Origin of the sequence: Corynebacterium suranareeae, assembly GCF_002355155.1 — a bacterium.
In the GTDB taxonomy this organism is placed as follows: Bacteria; Actinomycetota; Actinomycetes; order Mycobacteriales; family Mycobacteriaceae; genus Corynebacterium; species Corynebacterium suranareeae.
Map to the genome: position 1 here is coordinate 3,086,814 of NZ_AP017369.1, position 20,626 is coordinate 3,107,439.

The 20,626-nt window shown below is 51.1% G+C and carries 15 protein-coding genes; 2 read left to right on the plus strand and 13 right to left on the minus strand.

Annotated features, from left to right (window positions below):
- Positions 1 to 2: 2 nt before the first annotated feature.
- Both N24_RS14235 and N24_RS14240 read right to left on the minus strand, forming a co-directional pair.
- Positions 3 to 1,571: a succinic semialdehyde dehydrogenase gene (locus tag N24_RS14235; protein ID WP_096458523.1), complete on the minus strand. Its 1,569-nt coding sequence runs from the start codon at positions 1,569 to 1,571 to the stop codon at positions 3 to 5.
- A 42-nt stretch (positions 1,572 to 1,613) separates the two neighbouring features.
- The gene (locus tag N24_RS14240; RefSeq protein WP_157736430.1) at positions 1,614 to 2,264 is read right to left on the minus strand and encodes a TetR/AcrR family transcriptional regulator; all 651 of its coding nucleotides are present in this window, start codon (positions 2,262 to 2,264) and stop codon (positions 1,614 to 1,616) included.
- Between the two features lie 22 nt (positions 2,265 to 2,286).
- Here N24_RS14240 and N24_RS14245 point away from each other — a divergent pair, with 22 nt between their 5' ends.
- The gene (locus tag N24_RS14245; protein ID WP_096458529.1) at positions 2,287 to 2,466 is read left to right on the plus strand and encodes a hypothetical protein; all 180 of its coding nucleotides are present in this window, start codon (positions 2,287 to 2,289) and stop codon (positions 2,464 to 2,466) included.
- Positions 2,467 to 2,516: 50 nt separating this feature from the next.
- On the plus strand, positions 2,517 to 3,323 hold the full coding sequence (locus tag N24_RS14250; RefSeq protein ID WP_096458532.1) for an ABC transporter ATP-binding protein: 807 nt from the start codon (positions 2,517 to 2,519) through the stop codon (positions 3,321 to 3,323).
- A 49-nt stretch (positions 3,324 to 3,372) separates the two neighbouring features.
- Here N24_RS14250 and ppk2 read toward each other — a convergent pair whose 3' ends face one another.
- The 11 genes from ppk2 to N24_RS14295 all read right to left on the minus strand — a co-directional run bounded on the left by ppk2 (position 3,373) and on the right by N24_RS14295 (position 20,616).
- Complete coding sequence (ppk2, locus tag N24_RS14255; protein WP_096460254.1) at positions 3,373 to 4,272, minus strand: polyphosphate kinase 2; 900 nt, start codon at positions 4,270 to 4,272, stop codon at positions 3,373 to 3,375.
- Positions 4,273 to 4,420: 148 nt separating this feature from the next.
- Positions 4,421 to 4,555, minus strand: a complete 135-nt coding sequence (locus tag N24_RS16300) for a porin (protein ID WP_157736431.1) — start codon at positions 4,553 to 4,555, stop codon at positions 4,421 to 4,423.
- An 89-nt stretch (positions 4,556 to 4,644) separates the two neighbouring features.
- Positions 4,645 to 4,809, minus strand: coding sequence for a hypothetical protein (locus tag N24_RS16305; RefSeq protein WP_157736433.1), 165 nt, complete (start codon positions 4,807 to 4,809; stop codon positions 4,645 to 4,647).
- A 932-nt stretch (positions 4,810 to 5,741) separates the two neighbouring features.
- Positions 5,742 to 7,388 (minus strand): chaperonin GroEL, encoded by a 1,647-nt coding sequence (gene groL, locus N24_RS14260; RefSeq protein WP_096458535.1) that lies wholly within the window; start codon positions 7,386 to 7,388, stop codon positions 5,742 to 5,744.
- A gap of 229 nt (positions 7,389 to 7,617) precedes the next feature.
- Positions 7,618 to 7,800: a hypothetical protein gene (locus tag N24_RS14265; protein ID WP_096458538.1), complete on the minus strand. Its 183-nt coding sequence runs from the start codon at positions 7,798 to 7,800 to the stop codon at positions 7,618 to 7,620.
- The gene (locus tag N24_RS14270) at positions 7,797 to 9,023 is read right to left on the minus strand and encodes a TRAFAC clade GTPase domain-containing protein (protein WP_096458541.1); all 1,227 of its coding nucleotides are present in this window, start codon (positions 9,021 to 9,023) and stop codon (positions 7,797 to 7,799) included. Before N24_RS14270 ends, N24_RS14265 begins: the two co-directional genes overlap by 4 nt.
- Positions 9,020 to 9,985: a hypothetical protein gene (locus N24_RS14275; protein ID WP_096458544.1), complete on the minus strand. Its 966-nt coding sequence runs from the start codon at positions 9,983 to 9,985 to the stop codon at positions 9,020 to 9,022. Before N24_RS14275 ends, N24_RS14270 begins: the two co-directional genes overlap by 4 nt.
- Positions 9,982 to 11,940: a GAP1-N2 domain-containing protein gene (locus tag N24_RS14280; RefSeq protein WP_231911029.1), complete on the minus strand. Its 1,959-nt coding sequence runs from the start codon at positions 11,938 to 11,940 to the stop codon at positions 9,982 to 9,984. The genes N24_RS14275 and N24_RS14280 overlap by 4 nt, the downstream gene beginning before the upstream one ends.
- Positions 11,941 to 11,953: 13 nt before the next feature.
- Entirely contained in the window at positions 11,954 to 14,221 is a 2,268-nt protein-coding gene (locus tag N24_RS14285; RefSeq protein WP_096458549.1) for a hypothetical protein, read from the minus strand.
- Positions 14,221 to 17,022, minus strand: a complete 2,802-nt coding sequence (locus tag N24_RS14290) for a hypothetical protein (protein WP_096458552.1) — start codon at positions 17,020 to 17,022, stop codon at positions 14,221 to 14,223. Before N24_RS14290 ends, N24_RS14285 begins: the two co-directional genes overlap by 1 nt.
- Complete coding sequence (locus tag N24_RS14295) at positions 17,023 to 20,616, minus strand: tubulin-like doman-containing protein (protein ID WP_096458555.1); 3,594 nt, start codon at positions 20,614 to 20,616, stop codon at positions 17,023 to 17,025.
- Positions 20,617 to 20,626 lie beyond the last annotated feature (10 nt).

Genomic DNA, 20,626 nt, shown 5'->3' on the forward strand with positions numbered 1-20,626 from the left:
CCCTAGGGCAAGATCTTTAAAATTTTTCCCACCCGCAAGGCGGTTGCCACTGTGTCGGCATACACCTTGCGGGATATTTTTGCACTTCCCCGCATAGATACCCAACGTTGTTCAGCAACATTGCGGATCTCCGTGTACTTCAACATGCCTTCCGCACCATGCCTGCGCCCCAACCCGGACTGCTTCATGCCACCCAACGGTGTAGACACACTCGCCCACGTTGCCGCATAGCCATCATTAATGCCCACTCCGCCGGCTTCTAACTGTCTTGCCACGCCACGCCCAGTCTCTGGGGATGCGAAAACAGATGCATTCAGACCATAAGAAGTGTCATTTGCTTTGGTTACTGCCATCTCAAGCGAGGCCACCTTTTCCATAAACACCACTGGACCAAAGACCTCTTCCGTGCGCAAAGCAGCGCTTTCTGGCACATCTGACAGCACGGTAGGTTCATAGAAGTAGGGGCCCAGATCAGGGCGAGCCTTGCCACCACACAGCACAGTTGCACCAGCACTTTTGGCTTGATCCACAAACTCAGACACTCGGTCAAGCTGTGCCTGATTAATCAATGAGCCCATCTCAACTGACCATTCAAAACCAGCACCCAAAGACATCTGTTGCACACCACGAACAAATCGTTCCACTACCTCTTCATACACTTCTTCCTCGATATAAATCCGCTCAATAGATACGCATAATTGGCCAGAGTTGGAAAAACATGCCTGCGGAAGCTCAGCTATCACATGATCAAGATCAGCATCTTTAGCCACAATCAACGGATTCTTTCCGCCTAGCTCTGCAGAAAATCCCACCAAACGCTCACCTACCTGGCGCCCCAAAATCCGCCCAGTTTTAGTAGAGCCGGTAAACATCAAGAAATCACACTGATCAGCAATCGCCCCGCCAACAACCTCCCCTGAACCAGTCACAACCTGCATCAAATGTGGTGGGAGGCCTGCATCAATAAGTAGCTTCACCATGATAAGGCATGAAAAAGGTGTAGCAAGGTCAGGTTTTGCCACCACACCATTTCCAGCTAACAGTGCTGGGACGGCATCTGAAACACCTAACGTCAAGGGGTAGTTCCACGGCGTAATTTGCCCAACCACGCCTTTAGGAACATGCTGTTGGGTGGTCCTTGTAACGATTGGCAGCGCGCCGGGTCGTTTCTTGTCATTTAAGAACTTTGCGGCGTTGTTGACATAAAACCGGGTAGTGATAGCAATATCAAACACTTCATCAGCTGCCGACGCACGATTCTTTCCGGTTTCTAACTGCACGATATCCATCAGCAGTTCACGGTGTTTTAAAACCAGATCATGAAACCTGTCGAAAATTTTCTTCCGACCTGTCACAGGTGTTTGTGCCCACTGCTGCTGTGCTTGCCGAGACAACTCGAAAGCCCTGTCCACATCTACCTGACCGCCATCAAAAACATAACCAATGGGTTTGCCTGTAAAAGGTGCCTCAACTTTTATCTTTTCGGCATCGCCTTGGGCATTGGCAGTCAGATTTAGCAATGTGTTTAGAAAATTTTTGGGCAGCGGACCTAAAGAGAGACGTTTTAACATAAGGGGTTTCTACTTCCAGCTGGTTTTGTTGTGTGCCCCAGCTTATTTGCTGGTGTCCGCGTTTGACCGCAGTCCACTAAGAAAATTATCTACCGCCCAGGCTGAAAAGCCCGGCTCAATACGTTCGACTTGGATAGGCAACGGCCGTGAAGCAGCAACCAGACCGAAGTGAAACTTCAGTGGTTCTAAGTCAGGTGCGACAAAACCGTGTTTTACAGCCTTGTTTAACAAGCCCGCAATAAGTGGCCGAAGATTACTAATCAGCAGTTCACGGACCTTTTCCACCTTCAAAGATTCCACAACTGTGAGATAAAAACTATCGTTTAACACAGTCGCCTCCATCCCCGATAACGTGTGGCAAATTGTATGCCAGGCTTTTGCTGGGTCACTTTCCCACATTGGATCGAAAGAATCAATGAGAGCCTGAATATCGGCTAAAGCAAGTGGAATCACTTCAACAAGTAGGTCCACCAGGCTAGGAAAATGGCGATGCACAGTAGCCACCCCGACATCGGCTTCAGTGGCTATCAACCTAAAAGACAGCTCTGCATTTTCTTTAAAAATCAAGTCTTTAGCAGCTAAAACTATGGCTTCACGTTTAGCTAGCGCATCTGCTCGCATCTTTAACCCTTGCACTTTTTCTAAATGGAATTCTATGTTCCATTTATCCAAAAATGGAACACCTTGTTCCACCTAATTTAGTTGAGGAGACCGCGTGAGTCTACAAACTGCCGCCACAACCCCTGCCACAGGGGTCGACACCGGCACAGATCACCATCCCAAGGATAAGGCTTGGATCAAGGTGCTTGGTCTTGGATTCGGCATCCCCGTTGCCATCGCACTGATGCTTTTGCCTTCCTGGCGCCAACTACAGCCTCAGGACCACACAACTTAACAATTGCAATTTCAGCACCAGCACCTATTGCCACGGCCATGGAAGATTCCATGAATGTCCAAGCTACCGAAGCCTTTGACTTCCAAACCAAGGATTCAGCCTCAGAGGTACAAGACGCCATCATGCACCGCGAAACAGTGGGCGGCATTGTGGTTGATCCAACCACTCAAACCACGACGATTTACACCGCATCAGGAAATGGCGCCCCCTATGCAACGTTGCTGAATACAATCGCACAGGGCATGCAGGCACAAGGCCAACAGGTTATGGTCGAAGAGCTTGCTCCACTAAGTGAAAATGACCCGCAGGGCACAAGCCTTTCTACCCTGGGCCTCCCCTTAGCTTTCGGTGGCATGATCTCTGCAGCCACTCTCACGTTACTGCTCAAGAACAAGCCTTGGCACAAACTCGCTGGATCATTAATCATCAGCCTTGTCGGTGGCCTCGTGGCTGCCGCACTAATGCAATACGGATATGATCTCTTCCCAGCAGACACTAACTTCTGGAGTGTTGCTGGCACCATTTCCCTAGGCATCGCAGCAATTTCGCTGTTTGTCATTGGATTGGCCGGACTAATCGGCATGGCAGGTGTCGGAATTGGAGCGATCCTCACCATCTTCATCGCCAATCCACTATCGGGCCTTGCTACTGGCTGGTGGTGGTTGCCACAACCATGGGGAGCTATCGGACAGTTCCTCCCCATCGGTGCAACCGGTCACCTTCTGCGCTCTGATCTATTCTTCAACGGCACTGGAGCAACCCAAGAGCTGTGGACACTTATTGCCTGGGCCCTTATCGGCGTAGCCCTGAGTGTCATTTCAGGATTTCGACCTCAAACCCAAAACGTAGCTTCCTAGCTGCCTTAACTAGAAAAACTCCCCTGCTGGGGAGTCTTTCTTTTTGCCATTAGTCACCGATCTGATCGCGCCCACGAAGCACAATCTTCGGATCAGGTTCACCAACCAACTCGTAATCCTTATCCGTGTAATCGAACTTAGACAACACATAACGCATCGCATTAATACGAGCACGTTTTTTGTCATTCGATTTAATAGTGATCCACGGGGATTCATCCGTATCGGTGTATCGGAACTGTTCCTCTTTAGCTCGGGTGTAATCATCCCAGCGATCTAGTGAAGCTAAGTCCATTGGAGAAAGCTTCCACTGACGCACCGGATCAACCTGGCGGATAGCAAAGCGTGTGCGCTGCTCTTTACGAGTCACAGAGAACCAAAACTTGGTCAAACTGATCCCAGAACCCAAAATCATGTTTTCCAGCATGGGAACCTCACGCAAAAACTCTGCATGCTGTGATTCAGTACAAAAACCCATGACTCGTTCCACACCGGAACGGTTGTACCAAGACCTATCAAAGAACACGATCTCACCAGCCGAAGGGAAATGCTGAATATAACGCTGGAAGTACCACGAAGTGGATTCACGTGGTGATGGCTTCTCTAGCGCCACGGTACGTGCACCACGAGGGTTCAGGTGCTCATTAAAGCGCTTAATAGTGCCACCCTTACCTGCGGCGTCACGCCCCTCGAACAAAATAATGTGGCGCTGACCAGTTTCCTTGGTCCAGTTCTGCCATTTAAGGAGCTCGATCTGGAGGGAGCGCTTGACCTTTTCATAGTCTTCGCGGGTGACGCGCTCTTCATAAGGAAAATCTTCCCGCCACGTTTCAATGGGGGTGCCATCAGGGCGCAGCAGTACTGGGTCATCCTCATCCGAGTCATCGACAACATACCCTTCAATTTGAGCAAGATCGATAACAGGAAGTTCATTTTCGTGGGTTTCGGACATGGTGGAAAGTTTACTCATACAGGCCACATTCGGCGCGCCAAAGGTGGAATCAAAATAGTGAATTTGATTTCAGGGACGCAAAAAGCTCCGACCTTTAGGGTCGGAGCTTAATACTTAAAATTTAGTGACTTTAAAAAGTCAGACTAAATTACTTGACCAAACCGAGAAGGTTTGCAAGGTGGGAAGCGATGCCACCAAGGGAGTCAAGAAGGCCACCGTCGGTGAACAGTGCACCGATGATGCCGGAGGTGGAAAGAACGTTAAGGTTTTCGAGGAACTCCATTGTAAAACTCCTTTAGGATGAAAAGATTAGAATGAGTTGTTTTCTTGATCTTGAGTAGCCGCTCTTGGACTACTTAAGATTTTTCCTAATTAGGAAGAGAGGTTGTTGAGTGCCTCGCCGGAAGCGTCAACGCCTTCACCGAAGTCGTAGCCGAAGAGCTTAACCAAGAAGCCAGAGAACTCTGAGAAGACCTCGACGTTGGTAGCGAAGGTAGAAAAGTCCTTGAGGTTTGAGATCAGAAGGGAAAGATCCATGAGAAATCTCCTTGAGAGGACCAGCAAATTTTGCTGGTGATGGTTGCCAGTTTGCTGACGCCCTCAGGACGTCACTCAATTATTCAATCACATTTTGGCAACGCGTCAAGGCGAATCCGAAAAAATTCCCAGCGCAATTTCTATCCCAACTCAGCGAAGGATAATTTGGACGACATTGACCAAAATAGGCGCTGAACTGGAATAATGGCAGTTTCTTTATAGGAAAATCGGGAAACTTATCAGTCAATAGTCATGTTTGTGTAACAGTACTTAATGGCGTCTCGATTAAAGCGAAAATTTGGAAAACCACTTTTCATACATGCCCCAATACGGGGGTAATTTTTAATATTACCTAATTGGTGCGGTCGAAAAACTCATGTGGAATCAGTCGTTTTTATCAAGATTTGAGATGTATATCAGGTTAACTCTAGGTTGCCATATGTGTCACTTCAGGCTCCTTCAAGATGGTGAATACTCAGTTTTACCATAGGGCTCCACCGCCGAGCTCCGGCAGAATCAGCGCATCGATTGCCCCAACACTGAACAATACGTAGCCCTGGGAGAGCCTCAATGGCGAGTCCCTAAGTTCTATTTCTCAGCGTTTACTTCTCGGCCGCTAAGGCCTTATTAGCGTCTTCCCAACAGGCGACTTCACGTGGTCGACTTCCCTCGGCGATAAGTCATTTTCGTAGCGAAGTCGCCCCATAAGAAGTTGAGCGTGAGAAGTCGTCATCGTGAAGTCGTACTGTAGTACTCCTGAAGCTACGCTTTGGCTAGTTTAAGTTCGAGATCACACTTCCAATGAACCCCAATTGCCAATGGGGCGCCTTTGGATTTGGTCAAACAAGTTGATGGGAATCGGGATGGAGACGTCGAAAAGCAATAGTAAAGCCCTCCCGCAAGTGTTGCGGGAGGGCTAAAGGAAATGGGGCTTAGAAGCCGCCCATTCCGCCCATCTCGTCTGCGCCTGGCATGCCAGCAGCGCCAGCAGGCTGTGGCTTGTCAGCAACGACAGCCTCAGTGGTCAGGAACAGTGCTGCGATGGAAGCAGCGTTCTGCAGTGCGGAGCGGGTGACCTTAACTGGGTCGTTGATGCCCGCAGCCATCAGGTCAACGTACTCGCCGGTTGCAGCGTTGAGGCCCTCGCCCTGTGGGAGCTGGGAAACCTTGTCAGCAACAACGCCTGGCTCCAGGCCAGCGTTTGCAGCGATCTGCTTCAAAGGTGCAGTCAGAGCTTCACGGACGATGCGAACGCCGGTTGCCTCGTCGCCGGAAAGCTCAAGATCATTGTCCAGGACGTGAGCAGCCTGCAGCAGCGCAACGCCACCGCCTGCAACGATGCCCTCTTCAACAGCTGCCTTAGCGTTACGGACAGCGTCCTCGATGCGGTGCTTGCGCTCCTTGAGCTCAACCTCAGTTGCAGCGCCAACCTTAAGAACTGCAACGCCGCCGGCAAGCTTAGCCAGGCGCTCGTTGAGCTTCTCACGGTCGTAATCGGAATCAGAGTTCTCGATCTCAACGCGGATCTGGTTTACGCGGCCCTCGATCTGAGCCTCGGAACCTGCACCATCAACGATGGTGGTGTCGTCCTTGGTGACAACAACCTTGCGTGCCTGGCCCAGAAGTGGCAGATCAGCGGTCTCAAGGGAGAGGCCGACCTCTTCAGAGATAACCTGGCCGCCGGTCAGAACAGCGATGTCCTGCAGCTGTGCCTTACGGCGATCGCCGAAGCCTGGAGCCTTAACAGCAACAGACTTGAAGGTGCCACGGATCTTGTTCACAACGAGGGTGGACAGTGCTTCGCCTTCAACATCTTCAGCGATGATCAGCAAAGGCTTGCCGGACTGCATGACCTTCTCCAGCAGTGGGAGGAGATCCTTGATGTTGGAGATCTTGCCGGAAACCAGCAGGATGTATGGATCTTCCAGAACAGCCTCAAGGCGCTCCATGTCGGTTGCGAAGTAACCGGAGATGTAGCCCTTATCAAAGCGCATACCCTCAGTAACCTCGAGCTCAACACCGAAAGTGTTGGACTCTTCAACGGTGATGACGGAATCCTTGTTCAGCTTGCCGCCGCCTACTGCGTACATTGCCTTAGCAATCTGTGCACCGATAGCTGGGTCAGCTGCGGAGATACCAGCGGTAGCAGCGATCTGCTCCTCGGTCTCAACTTCCTTTGCAGCTTCAAGCAGCTTCTCAGAAACCTGAGCTACTGCCTTTTCGATTCCGCGCTTGATGCCCATTGGGTTGGAGCCAGCAGCAACGTTGCGCAGGCCTTCCTTAACCAGAGCCTGTGCCAATACGGTAGCGGTGGTGGTACCGTCGCCTGCGACGTCGTCAGTCTTCTTAGCAACTTCCTTGACCAGCTCTGCGCCGATCTTCTCGTAAGGATCCTCAAGCTCGATCTCACGTGCGATGGTGACACCATCGTTGGTAATGGTTGGGGCGCCCCAAGCCTTTTCCAAAACGACGTTACGGCCCTTTGGTCCCAAAGTAACCTTAACGGCGTCAGCCAGGGTGTTCAGTCCCTTTTCTAGGCCACGACGTGCTTCCTCATCAAAGGCGATGATCTTTGCCATGTGTTTGTGCTCCTGAAATATTTGTAGGACGACACTCACGTCTTCTGCCCGGTAGGCGCCCGCGACGGCACGGTTAGTGAGTGTGGACCAACCTCACCCACCAAGCAGTTGATGATCATTATTGGCACTCTGAATAGCTGAGTGCTAACTACTTTTCTAGCACTCAAGGGGTGCGAGTGCAAGATTTCGACGCTTTATTGAGTCCTTAAATGCGCAAGCTGTTGCGCAACTAAATGCGCGACCAGATGAAAACCATCACGAGCACAATAATCACAACGGCTAAAAACCCTGAGCCAATCCACGCAATCGCTGAACGATTCCGAGCCCGGCGCCGTACTTGACGCTGCGCTTCATAATCTTCCTCCGCACGAACCGCATCAAGCCTCACGCCATCGGCATGCTGAAAACTCATTTAAACCACCTCAAAAATCCACGCTTCTTAGGCTCTTCTGCCGGCAATTCCTGAGGCTCCGGCATCGCAGGGACCGGCTGAGCGGGATGACTCGGCTGGCTCGGCACCAAATTGCTTCTCGACGCCTCCAGCCCCTCCAAAATCCCAACTTCTGAGAACAACTCTCTCAAAGGATCTAGACAACGAAATGGTGCGATACCGCTTCGGTTAATGCGATCACCTTCAGGACTTGCTCCCAAAGGCGACACCGCAAAGCACTTGACCGGATAAGAAGCGTCACCAGCTAAAGGTTGGTTGAGCTGATTCAATAAATGCGTTGCATCCAAGCACTGCAGCATGCTTCGGATTTCCAGGTCCAAAATCTCCCCAGCAACGCGGTCATAAGGACCATCAAGTGGAGCGCTATCTCGGCGGAACGTTGCCCCGAAATTGCTCATCACACGCTGCCAGTTGACCATATTTGTTCCTGAATAATGCAGGTGATCTTGGTTTACTTCAGATAGATGCTGCATGGTGTCAAACTTTGACATGCATAGGGAAATCTTGGGTCGATGTTCAGGTCCCAACACTCGCAGTACGTTTCTCAGCACGACCATCGGACCATCGGTTCCTACGTCATGAGTAGGAACGGAGCCTTCAAGCATCTGTCGGATTCTTGGAACAGACATTGGATCAAACAGGAACAAGATGCGATCCGCTTCCTGGAAAAATTCCAATTCTGATTCACGATCCGAAAAATTCTCTTCCTGCAGATCTTCACCCGCGACATCTCTAAAAACTACAAAGAGTCGCTGCTCTGGATGATTCGACGTAGAGATATCAAAAATCAACGGACGTTGCTGATGCGCATCAGGAGCAGAAGCTGGTGGCGTTGGTGGAAGCAGCCCCATCTGTTCAAACAGCGGCTTTTCATACTTCTCCTGGTAAATCCGCTTCGTGTACTCATCGGCATATAAAAAGGATCCGCCGTTAGCAACAACAAGTTTGCGCAAGAGCTTAACAATCACCGCGATGTACATACTTTTTCCCGATGATCGATCACCTGCCATGGCAAAGGTCAACGTCCCGGAATTCTGCCATCCGTCTGGCAAGGTTGCGTCCTGAGTCGTTGCATCAACAAATGGTGATGCGGTGGCTTCTGGGTTCGGTAAAACTTTGAACGTAAATGGGCACCGCGTGGGAAGTAGACCAGTGTCAGATTGGTAAAGATCGGGAGCGGTCATGCCTGTAAGTCCTCTCGTTGTACAGCCGACGTCAACGCATTGAACATTTGATGTGCAGGTCCAGCTAGCAGACGCTGATCATGATTCTTGACAGCGTTTATAAGCAGTGAATCAAAGTAAGTAAAGCTGGTTCCGTGATCCACCAATGGTTTTCTGGAACTTAGAACATGTAAATTGTTGGGCAACTTCAGTACTTCAGCAGGAATATCATCAGAGATCACCACGAGAGCATCTTCAGGTGAAATCTGGTGCAGATCGCAGTTCCACCCCACTTCTCTTACCGGCGCGTACTTTTCCGAAAGCTGGGCTATTTCTTCAGGGTTAGCAACCCGAACCCGCAGGTCAGTAGCACTGCTGGTCATCACGTGAATAGCACGTCCCTGACTGACTACTGATAAAACACCTGTGGCAAAAGAACACATGAGATCGAATACCTCACGGCTTGTACTCGCTTTCATCGAGGATGTCTTGTCCACCAATACTGTGACATTAGCTCGAGCAATATCAGCTGAGCCGTCCTTATCGATTGTGCGTCCCAAGGCTGATCGAACTGCTGCGGCTTCAGAGTCCAAAGAACTATCGCTGCTGACATCCCCAGCCTGCAAACGAATCATGTCCTGGCCTGGGAATACATTAAGAATTGGGATCGAGCGTAAACCACCGATTGGGTACGTTGGAAGCTGCAGCGTGGTTTCTTGTCGTCCTGCTTCCTGGATTACCACGGACACATATAGTTTGGTTCCTGAGGGGAATTCGCCTGGACCACCATCAGGAAATACCGTGACCTCAGTGTGTCTTTGAGGATTACGGATCCACCAGGTGTTCCCGCGTCGATTGGTCTCAGTGGAAGGAACCTCTACGCGAAATCCCACAGATGCGCTGAGGTCAAATTCAAGCCGTGCAGAAAACCCCTCGCGTGGGATGTCATAGGTCTGGTTGGAATCTAATCGAATCACGTTCATGACCGCATGTCCTCTCCACTATTATTCCGACTAATTGTTTTGATGATAGCTTGCGCAACCACAGCAAAAATCTTGTTCACGTCCCTATCGCGGGATACTTTCTTATTAATGACATCTCGCTCGATATAGCTACGGTAATGCTGGATTGCCCGAGCACTGCTGAGCACCAAAGGTAGATCATCGAGTGCGATCTGTTCACCGAATCTTTCAAATCTCCGGATATCTTCCGTTTTTCCCTCTTTGCGCGTTGATTGCACAAAACGCGATACGGAATCAACCGTCAATGTGCTGAAAGCCCTGTACGTTTCGTCTTTTCCAAACACTGCGATGGCAAAATAGACCCGCAAAAGATCCCACATGAAGTGGTTCCTTCCAGTCTGCACAGACACGCCGTTGTTAATTCCAGCAATGATTTGTTGAGCTTGAGGCGTTTCTAGCCATGCTTCTATCTCAGGCAAAGACTTATCTCTGCTGACGTGCAAAATAACATGATCCAGCACGATTCCTACAGGTGCCCTATTCCTGGCATCACGTTCTGCGTCGACAAGCAGCTCTCTCAAGCGGGGATGTGCATCAGCGCTAAGCCTCACGCGTCGCCAGTTGGCAAGCGCTGGGAAATCCGAAAAACTACTCCGGAAATACGGATCTGCGGCGTTAATACTTGTCGCAAGTTCTGTTTTCAGGAGGAAGTCCAAATAAGAAACAAGATCCTGTGCTGGCGAATCATGCAGTTTTTCAATACTGCTGATCGCTTGTTCTGACATATTGCTGATCCTGCGTCTGCTATCAGGAAGCCTCCGAAGGCTTGGCCAATCGTGTGATTCTGATGCCCGTCGAGGATTATGAATCACTTCAGATGCGCGCGCCCAAATTTCATTAGGGTTGGGTGCTGGTTTAGTTGATACGGCCTGGGTAGCAAGCTTATCTGGACGCTTTCCAAACATATGCTGATCAGCAAGTACTCGTATAGGATGCGTGCTGGAAAAACGACCGCTTCGGATAAATCGTGCTAGACCGTCTCCAAATTGGGCTAGCTCTTTTTGGCTGTTATCCAAATTCTCGTTGGCACTGATTAGGCCCGCGACGATTTCATCGGCATCAAAACCATCAGCATAAAGCCCCTGTGTCATCCTAGACCAGGATCCTTGTGGAGCAGCCTTTGCATGCTGTGGATTTTCTGGATCTATAATCACAATCCTTGGATGCTCAGCGAGCAACTCGCGGTCAATTCCTGGGACAACAAACAAGGAACGAGCATCCATCGATTTATCTGGAATCGGCAAGGTTGCTGCACGTTCAAATGTAGAAAAGTGCAACAGTCGCCGAGCTTCATTTGGAGTCAAGGTCGATGACAACGCTTGGATCCAATAGGCTGCCTCGTTTGTGCTGTTTAGAATCAATACAGCTGTTTTCTCCCCTGCTTGGAGGACATCTTGAAGCTGGTAGAACACTTGCCTGCGATCACCAAACATGCTGTCCACCATCATCCATGCCAAAGACAAATCAGTCATCGGCCCGATTCTGGGTTCACCAGAATCTATAGGAAGTTCTGAAGCATTAACAGCAGCGGCACGAAAAGGGGTGAGCAAATCAGGTGAGCGATACAAGGAAATGGGATAGACAGATTCCAAAGGGCTTTCTAAATCCCCATCGATGACTGCATGGGTAAATACATTGCCCGGACGACCCGTAGCGTCCTTGCCTGCAGGGACAGACTGCATGATCAACGATCTACCTGGCAATGGACGGTATTCAAACCTTCTTGGCAACGCATCAATATCTTCTGAAGAGATGAAATCATCAAAAGGCGTCACCGTTTCAATGTGAGTGGGCGCTACCTCCGCGATGAATTGACGGTCTTCTTTTGTTGCTTGCGCAGACCAAGTTCCCACCTTCCATCCACCTCTGCCTGCAGTTCCTTTAAAGGATGCGTAGGTGACATGAGTCCATCTCATAGCCACGGACAACTCACCTGCTTCCGCCGATCCACGTTCCCAAATTGAGTAATGAGGGAGCAGGATCGATGAGAGCCTTCACATGGGTATCATCGGATTCTTCCTGATGAATAAACAGTCGAAAATAACTGGTTGATGGCAGGCTAGCTATCTTTGGGTCAATTTCCCAGAACTCAACTTCTGGTTCCTGCTCAGAACGCAAAGAGGAGGAACTAATGCCAGCTAAAAGGTCAGCGAACTGCTGGTTTTCGCCGTCATTGATAATCTTTCGAGTCATCACTTCTTGACCATCTTCTGGCTCCAGTGGAAGACGAGACGGGTGGATGCGCAAAGAGAATTGGTTGAACTGCTTATTTGGTCGCTCGCTGTAAATAGACAGGAATAAGCGGTTTTCCCTCAAATGCAGTTTGTAACTGAACTTATCTAAACCTCGGTAAGCGAGGATTTCTGGCTGTCCCCAGATTTGGCGTCCTTCGTAGACTCGGGAGGCAAACAACGCAACATCACCGGCGCCCGGTAGTTTGACCCGCATTCCTCCTTCCTCTTCATAGGCTTCCCTGTGAATGGAAACAAGGCTGGAACCTGGGGTATCCGTAGTTGGCCCAATTTCATGACCAGAGCCACGCTCGCCAAAAACAGCGGTGACCTCGTGGGCTTCTTCAGGCCAACCAAAAGTAAGCAATTGGTTGTTCACACGCTCATATAGCTTCGGACGGCTAATCTCTCCCACCCGAACACGCGAATAAGTTTGTCCGACTTGAGCTTGGTTGCCCACCACATTGACTGGTGTGAGGAAGATGGAATACCAATCTTCAGGCCAAATCACATTGCAAGATGTTTTTGTATCCTCGAGGTCATTGGCCCAATCTCTGCGCGCTAATCCAAAGCTTTCCAGCTGGTCAGTTTCAATCGCGTTGAATTGCAGATCGCTTTCTGGGGCTTCCTGTGTTCGGTAAATCCATACCTCACCAGAGTGGGGAGCGTCCCACGTCACGTGAAAACTCGTGCTGAATCCGTCGAAAAGCTCTTGAATCGCAATTGGCACTTCGACGACTTCAGCTGGGACGTCGATGACGAACTCCTCTGAAGGCGCTGAGCCGACCAATTTTCCGTGGATTTCTGCAAACCGGCGCGCAACAAATTTGTATTCGCGGCCGCGGTGCTGCGGGTGGAAGCGGAATCCCTGGAAGTTGTTTTTATCGGTGGCGATCTCATTTCGAGATGCCGTGACCAAACGTTCATTGCTTGGAGCTGCATAAACAGCAACGCGGTGGGTGTGTTCAGCAGGAGCCCACTGCCCCTTGACCTCTGAACCTGCCACCGATAGTTCGATATTGGACACAGGGTTGATAAACACGGACTCCCCGACCAACTGTGGTTGAGAATTCACAGCGGCGGACTCAGTTGTACCCTCATACATCCACACCTGATACATGCGATATGCAGTGGTTAAAGGTTCTTGATCAACCCATTGGCTGCCCACCGTGCTTACGCGGTGTTCACCTAGATCGGGGTCTTGCTCAAAGGCGACCTCATCACTGACAACGCGGAACACTCGGGCTGCATCTATAAAAGGGTCCGGTGCATCCCATTCCAGATCAAGACCACCAGTAAGGTTTGCAGTAACCCGCAGGAATCCACCGTGGACGTGCCTGACCTCTGCAAATCCATCAAGGCGAGCGAACTCGTAGTCCTGCCAATTACGAATATCACGATCAAGTGCCGGTGTTTCAGTGGTTGCAGAACGGTGCGAACCTCTGCTTTGGCGTCGTCGACGAGGCATAGGCGCAGGTGCAGGTGCAGGTGCAGGGACCTGGGTTTCGGCTTCGGCTTCGGCTTCGGCTTCGGCTTCGGTTTCAGCAACGCTCGTTTCAGTTACAGGTTCAGTCTCCGGTTCAGGCTCTTGTTCAGTCTCCGGTTCAGTCTCACTTACTTCTGTGTAGTGATAATCAGCAGGTTCATCCTCGTACATCTCTTGGCCCACGTTGGAATCTTCAAGTTCACTATGCTTGTCAAAATCAAGGTCAGGGGTAAACATCGCCTCGTCAGTTCCCTGTTCAATGACATGGAGGGTCCCTACTTGGACATAGCCTAAGACTCGTCGAAGAGCTGTCGCCCACACTTGAAGTGCTGGATAGTCGCCCCCAGGTTTAAGCTGGTCAGGGTCTTTTGCGGTGGCGAGTAATTCCTCGTCGGTGGGAAGCTGATCTTCGGTGAATTTTGTGCGGGCGATATCGCGCCAGGTTTTAAATGCACTGAGAATTTGGTATTCGCTAGCCATTAAAACTCTCCCGTACCTGGTAGTTCTGGCCGATGTGGTGAATGATTACCGCGGTCGAAAAACGGTGAATCCACCGGGTTTTCGGGACGGAAATCTTCATTGGTAGGCATGCGGTCGAACAAGGTTGGATCGAAGGTTGTGTGTTGAGGTCGGATAAATGAAATATCAGAGTCTTCGGCAGGCTCGCTGATTTGGAGTAGGACTTCGCTGATTCCGATTGCATCTGACTCGTTTTCCTGTGGCTGATACATGCACAGGGATGGATCCAGGCTAAGAATGCCTTTTACGCGACCTTTTTCGCTGGCTATTTCACCGTTGAAAAATCCGACATGTACTAGATCCTTCAGTGGCTGCTGATATGGGGCATCAACTTTTTTACCTGCACGATAAATCTGGAGGGAATTCAAAATTCCGGAACGGACTTCTAGGCTTTCCTGGGACAGTTTCGTGGTGATGTCGTCCCAGATCTGCACACTGCGGTCTATCTGGCGGTATTGATCGCCACTGAGATATTCAGACAATCGAGCAAGATCACCATATGAGCCTTCGCCAGTGCTGCCGAAGAGGGTATTGGGATTAATGCTATTTCCGGTCTCAGCTGCCAAAGCATCGGATGCATCATCTAAAGCAGCCATCACGCTTGTGCTCATCCAACCTTGTTTATACAGGTCTCGGCGGAATTGTCGGGTCAGTTTCTCCACCGCATCGGAATCTGGAATGGCTTCAGCGAAAATAACTGAATCGGGCATCGAATTTATGGGGATTGGTGATTCCCTGCGGGCACGTTCAATATTTCCGAAAGGTCGTTCCAGCAAAGAACCCATAATTTTGGATATTGATAAAAACTGTTGATATCCCACCTCGATGCGCAACTGTGCAAGTTCTGAGATCTCAACGTTTTTCTTTGCGGCATCAAGCTCGGTAACCAGGTTTTTTCGCAGGTGAGTGAAACGAATTTCATCACGGGCTTCGCACACACATTGCGCAATCCAACAAAACAGCCAGATGCCAAACCAAATGCCAAAGAATTTCCATTTGAATGCTTGATCAGTTGCAGCGAAACTTGTGGCCCACCGGCTGATTTCCGCTGAGGTTTCAGCCAAGTAGTATTCAGCTGCCCACCACACGCCGAAAATCGCTGCGGACCAGAAGGATACCCACCCCAGCCACCTAAAGATTCGGGATCCTAAACCTGTACCGGCATAGGATTTTCCCTGTTGGGACAGACGGCTGACTTCTCGGCGCCATTGAATTTCCTGGGCTTCCATGTCGCGTTTTAAATCTTGCAGGCCGGAGCCAACAAAGTAGGCAAAACTCTTCGAGTTTTGGTCTTGCCAGCGCTTGAACTCACCGATTACCTGTCCCATTCCGCGCTGCCCGCGGTCGCTTTCTTTTGCTAATCGACGCTCAAACTCAGCGACACCTTCCAGGTCGTACGGGGGTACCTCTTCGACATCTACTGCCACTTTGACTTCTACGGGCAGGCCGTCACCATAGTTGGTTTCTGGACCTGGAATAACATCTGCGCTGCGCCTTGCCACAACGACTCGTTGGGATTGTCCAGTGTGAACCACAGCTGGTGTTCTAAAACCATTTTCACCGTGAGCTATGAGTCGAGGTTGTGCATCAAGAAGACTCATCGCGGTGTTCGCATACGCCTGCCACAAATCTTGAAGATCGGCAGCATATCTGATTTTCAGGTCCTCAGTCTGCACCGCTTTTTGGTGTGTTTTTCCATCTAGAGCAGTTGCGGTGACTCGATCTCCCACTCGCGTAGCTGAACCGGAATTGCCGTAGATGCTGGCTTGAAGCGCATCTTCTGCAAGAGTTTTTGATTCAGCAGAAAACTCGGCAAAAAAACGGTTGGGGGTTGTCACCATCTTCTTCAACCACGTGCTGAAGAACTGCCTCACAGCGGCACTTCCTGAGATCATTTTCGTTTTCTCAACGTGAGCTACGATTTCTTCCCCGATCAGTGGGGTTCTAAACTCGTCGAGAATTTCACGTGCTGCTTTTTGCGCGAAGGTATCTGGGTTCTCCGCATACTGCGCAGTCCGCTCCTTTCCTGGGACATCCAGGCGAGGCAGCGGGTTTTCAGCAGTGCTGAGAATCTTTTCCTTCAGGCGTGCTTGAACTGCTTGCCCATCAATGCGCCTGTAAAAAGACCTCACTAAGCGGAAGCTGGAACCTTTCGCTGGCACAAGCTGTTCGATGGGGGCAGAGGTACTGCCTTCCCACAGTCCATACAAGCTGGCGATATTGGCCACGCAATGCAAGGTAAAGCGGTGATCGTTAAAACCATGACGGTAGGTCACCGTTGCAGTGCCAGGGCTTTGGCTATCTTCGGGTGCCAACATCAGGTTCACATAACCACGAAGAATCGGCAGATCTTTATCCAGCGGTGCGCCTACCGCACCAATCATCACGTTGGATCGATGAATCTGGTGGTGGGAACACACGCTGTCGATGATTCCAACCAGTGGATTGAGTTCCTCAGCATGAAGCATTCCTTCTGTGCCATCGATAACGTTGATGACCCCGAGATGCAGCTTCGTGGTACGTGACCTAGACACCAACTCATTGAAGGGACGTCGTTGGAGCTCCGGGAGGCCTTCGTGGTTGGTGGCCAAATGCGTGACTTCAGATGACGATTCGTGGAAACTGTCAGCATCAATCCACACCAGATTGCGCACCAGGCCGGTTTCCGCGAAGTCTTCCAGGGTCTGCCTGATCCCTTCAGAGGTCAGGCCCCTCCCCAGGAACACCGTTAAAATGGTGTCCTGCGAATAGGCATCGGACATTTAGAACTCACCCTCACCAGGAAGAGAAGGTCCTGAAGACACATCACGGCGAGCTACGTTCATGTCTACAACTTGCGTTGATGGAGGGCCTGCAGCCAAGCACTTTTCCAAGATGTCGATGATTTCTTGGGTGCCATCGAAAACATCGGCTGCAATATCAGCAAAGACTGGAATCTGTGCAGCTAACTCACGGTCTTTGACGTCACCGAAAGGCCGATCTGCGGTGGTAAATAGTCGGCCTTGGCGCAGTTTGTCACTTGGAACGTAGTTTTGTGCGATGTCGTTTTGGCGTTGCAGGAAGTTCTTCGCAGCCTCGAAACGTGCTGCTGGGGTGACACCAGCTTCGGTTCCTGGGATTTGAAGGACGTTTCCGGCCATGCGTTCGCCGTCGAAAAGCCATTTGTGCAGCAACTTCTCACCGCGCGTGGTGCGGCCCGGTAGGGATGGGCTTGCGGCGTCATCCCACAGCTGGCGGAGTTGAATGTAGGGCTCAACGGATTCAAAGACGGGGCGTTCCCCGGCGCGTGCCCATGCCAACGATGCCGACTCTAAGAGGTTCGGTAGCCAGTCCAGGCTTCCGCGGAAACGGGAGACTGGAGTAAGCATTGGTGTGGAGAAGTTGATCCAGGAATCAGATTTCTCATCGTAAATCTGCACTGGGGTGGTGTCTGCGGTATCCAACGTTGCTGGGAAAAATACGCGTCCAACCAGGCGGCCGACGTACCATCCCCTGACCATGGCGTTGCGTTCAAGGTCAGTCATGGGCAGTGCTGCGGTCAAAGGACGGGTGCGGCGTCCATGCCAGAATTCTGTGCGATCTCCGGTGATCTGGCGCCATTGCTTTTCAATGGGTGGCAGCAGGGAATCAAATACGATGGGTGCGTAGTTGGGGTAGGAACCAAAGATATCAATGGCACGCTCTTCGCCTTGAGAGACCAAAGCTTTGCCCAGTGGCTTGGAGATATCTGCTGGTCGGTGGTTCGGATAATCACGAACTGCCTGCTCTAAGCTCGCGCCTAGTTCATCACCGGCAAAAGGAATGCGGGAGAAGTTGAAGTTGTAGCGGACTTCATCGCCGTAAAGTGCCCGAACCAGCTGTGGATTAATTTGTGCAAGGGGAAGCGCATACGTCATTGCTTCGCTGAATTTGCTCAGTACCTGCTGGCGGCGGGCACGGCGTTCGTGTTCCGCCAAGCCCGGTGCCGTGATGAATTCACGCAGTGAGCTGGAGATAAACTGTTGGAAGGAAAAACCAGGGCGGCGGATGTATTGGCGGGAGCGCTCGAGCACTTCGCCGGTGTCAATCTTAAGATCAAAGCGCGCTGGTTTAGGGTCGCGCAGGCTTCCGGAACCGGAGGGATCCCGGGTTAGATCGCGGGCCACCCAGACGTCGATAAGCCGGATCAAATCACGTGGTGCTTTCTCCGCACCGGACTTGGATTCCCACACGCCACTAACGACTCTCGTGGAGGCTTCTTGCAGAGCGCTTGTGTAATCGTTTTGTTCATTGATGTCATCGGTGGATGAACGGATGTGCGCCTGGAATTGCTCCGGAAAGGAGTCCACATCAGTCAGGAACACTTCATTGGCTGCCTGGCTAAAACGCGTAGGCACGGTGGTTTGAGATTCATCAGGCCACAGCGCGGGCACATTGGTTTTCAGCTGGGAGATACCCAGGTTGACATCGTTGGTGAGCTGGTAGTCCTTTTCTAGGGAGTGGTGCTCGCGTTCGATGGTGCGCTGGAGCGGGTAGATGAAGTTGCGCAGGAAATCATCAAGCACCACAGCCATGTGGTCTGCAATGTATTGAACCGCACGAGCATGAAGCTGACCAGTGGATCGTGACACAATTTCCTGGATGTACCCATCAGAATCATCGATTCTTCCCTTGCTGTTTTCCAATTCGCTGCGGCTGGCATCATCAAGTGAGACGGCTTCTGGTGCACGGCTGTTTGACAGATCAGACAGTTGCCCGATCAGTTGGTTTTGGATCGTCGCACTTAGCGATTCGATCACGCTCACGCCATAAGGTACACCGAGTTTTGCGATCTCATCACGAAGCATTTCCACTACACGGCGCTGCAACACATCTGCGCTGGCCCAATCTGCGACACCTTTGTACAGCTCATTTCGGTTATCGTGCTCGATGCCTTGGCTGCATGCTTGGAAGGCGCGCTGAACATCACCAATCCATTCGTTTCCACGTTGGCCATTGGCTGCTGGAATCTGTTCCTTGATGGCCAGTTTCATGCGCTGGGTCCAGTTTTCAATCACCTGGTTGAAGCCATGGAAGATCCAATCTGCCACCGGCGTGGTGATCGGTAGAACATCGTTGAGGTTGCCCATGATCGATGGCAGATTATTTTGTAGGCGCTTTTGAAGCTGCTGATCAGAGGCGGCATCATTGCTTGGATCAAAGTGTCCCTTGAGTAGGCGATCTACCGCAGATCGTGCCAGGCGCTGGGCTGCATATTCCGCGTAACGATCACGTCCCATGGATAGCTGCGAGTAGCCGTAGCTGCCCCATGGAATGTTTTTAGCTTCTTGGGCACCCCACGCGTACTTGCTTTGATCAGCGCTTCCGCCGCCACGGTTGCCCAAGGTAAATTGCTCAAAGTTGTCCATGGACACTTCATCAGCCATCAATGCTGCAAGACCACGACCAAGGGCACGGTAGACGGTATCTGGTTTGCCATCACCTAACAGTGCGCCGTTTTCACCAGAGCGGATACCCACGGGGAAGATACGACCCACTGGGATGGAATCATCGCCAACAGAAACACCCAATGCGTTAAACAGACGAGCATCTTCTTCTGATGCTGCACCCATCTGAGCTGCCGCAAGCTCCGCAAACATCGCCAAAGCATTGGGGTTGGTGCCGGCAACCTGATCTGGGGAGAGCTGAGAGAAAATATCCGGGGTCACCATAAACAGCGAGCTCAATCCCACTGCATTGCCCTCAAGTCCAGTGAGGAGTCGGCAAATATCCAGCGCCATCGACGCACCCGCACCACCAGCCATGGACGACACCACGAAGATAATTGGCTGCTCTTTAGAGGTTTCGCCACTGGACACAGATGTTCCGTAGAGTGCAGAACGAAGATCAGCGAGCTCACGTTCTGTTTCACCGCTAAACAAAACGTCCCATGATTTACGCAATTCAGTTTGGATTTCCTGAAGGCGGCTCAGGATAAGCATGCGGCCAATCGAACGGTACTGGCCTGCACCTTTACTAATTGGGGTGGTTTCAGAATCAGGGTTCCGAAGCGCCCATGAAGAAACCCCACCCAACGCACCCCGGGTGGCAAGCTGGTTCGACACCGCGGTATCGACCGTGGCATAACGATCCGAAGAGCCACAGGAAATATAACGCCCACCGGCTTCGGGAACATTCGGAAGGTTCGGGCCGGGGCTTTCTGGCGAGGTCGGCACATCGACGGACACAAACTGCCACGCCCCGGGAAGCTTTGCTTCCTTCGGGTTTGGATAACGCTCGGGAAGATTATCCGCAAGGGTGGTCTTGAGCTGGTCCATCATATATGCAAGCGTTTTTGCGCCAGAACCACCGCAGCCGACAACGAGAACTTTCTTCATGTGTTTATCC

Bases quoted from the DNA above. Each gene is read 5' to 3' on its own strand.
- N24_RS14235 (WP_096458523.1), bottom strand. From the start codon at position 1,571: ATGTTAAAACGTCTCTCTTTAGGTCCGCTGCCCAAAAATTTTCTAAAC.
- N24_RS14250 (WP_096458532.1), top strand. From the start codon at position 2,517: ATGAATGTCCAAGCTACCGAAGCCTTTGACTTCCAAACCAAGGATTCA.
- ppk2 (WP_096460254.1), bottom strand. From the start codon at position 4,272: ATGTCCGAAACCCACGAAAATGAACTTCCTGTTATCGATCTTGCTCAA.
- N24_RS16300 (WP_157736431.1), bottom strand. From the start codon at position 4,555: ATGGAGTTCCTCGAAAACCTTAACGTTCTTTCCACCTCCGGCATCATC.
- N24_RS16305 (WP_157736433.1), bottom strand. From the start codon at position 4,809: ATGGATCTTTCCCTTCTGATCTCAAACCTCAAGGACTTTTCTACCTTC.
- groL (WP_096458535.1), bottom strand. From the start codon at position 7,388: ATGGCAAAGATCATCGCCTTTGATGAGGAAGCACGTCGTGGCCTAGAA.
- N24_RS14265 (WP_096458538.1), bottom strand. From the start codon at position 7,800: ATGAGTTTTCAGCATGCCGATGGCGTGAGGCTTGATGCGGTTCGTGCG.
- N24_RS14270 (WP_096458541.1), bottom strand. From the start codon at position 9,023: ATGACCGCTCCCGATCTTTACCAATCTGACACTGGTCTACTTCCCACG.
- N24_RS14275 (WP_096458544.1), bottom strand. From the start codon at position 9,985: ATGAACGTGATTCGATTAGATTCCAACCAGACCTATGACATCCCACGC.
- N24_RS14280 (WP_231911029.1), bottom strand. From the start codon at position 11,940: ATGAGATGGACTCATGTCACCTACGCATCCTTTAAAGGAACTGCAGGC.
- N24_RS14285 (WP_096458549.1), bottom strand. From the start codon at position 14,221: ATGGCTAGCGAATACCAAATTCTCAGTGCATTTAAAACCTGGCGCGAT.
- N24_RS14290 (WP_096458552.1), bottom strand. From the start codon at position 17,022: ATGTCCGATGCCTATTCGCAGGACACCATTTTAACGGTGTTCCTGGGG.
- N24_RS14295 (WP_096458555.1), bottom strand. From the start codon at position 20,616: ATGAAGAAAGTTCTCGTTGTCGGCTGCGGTGGTTCTGGCGCAAAAACG.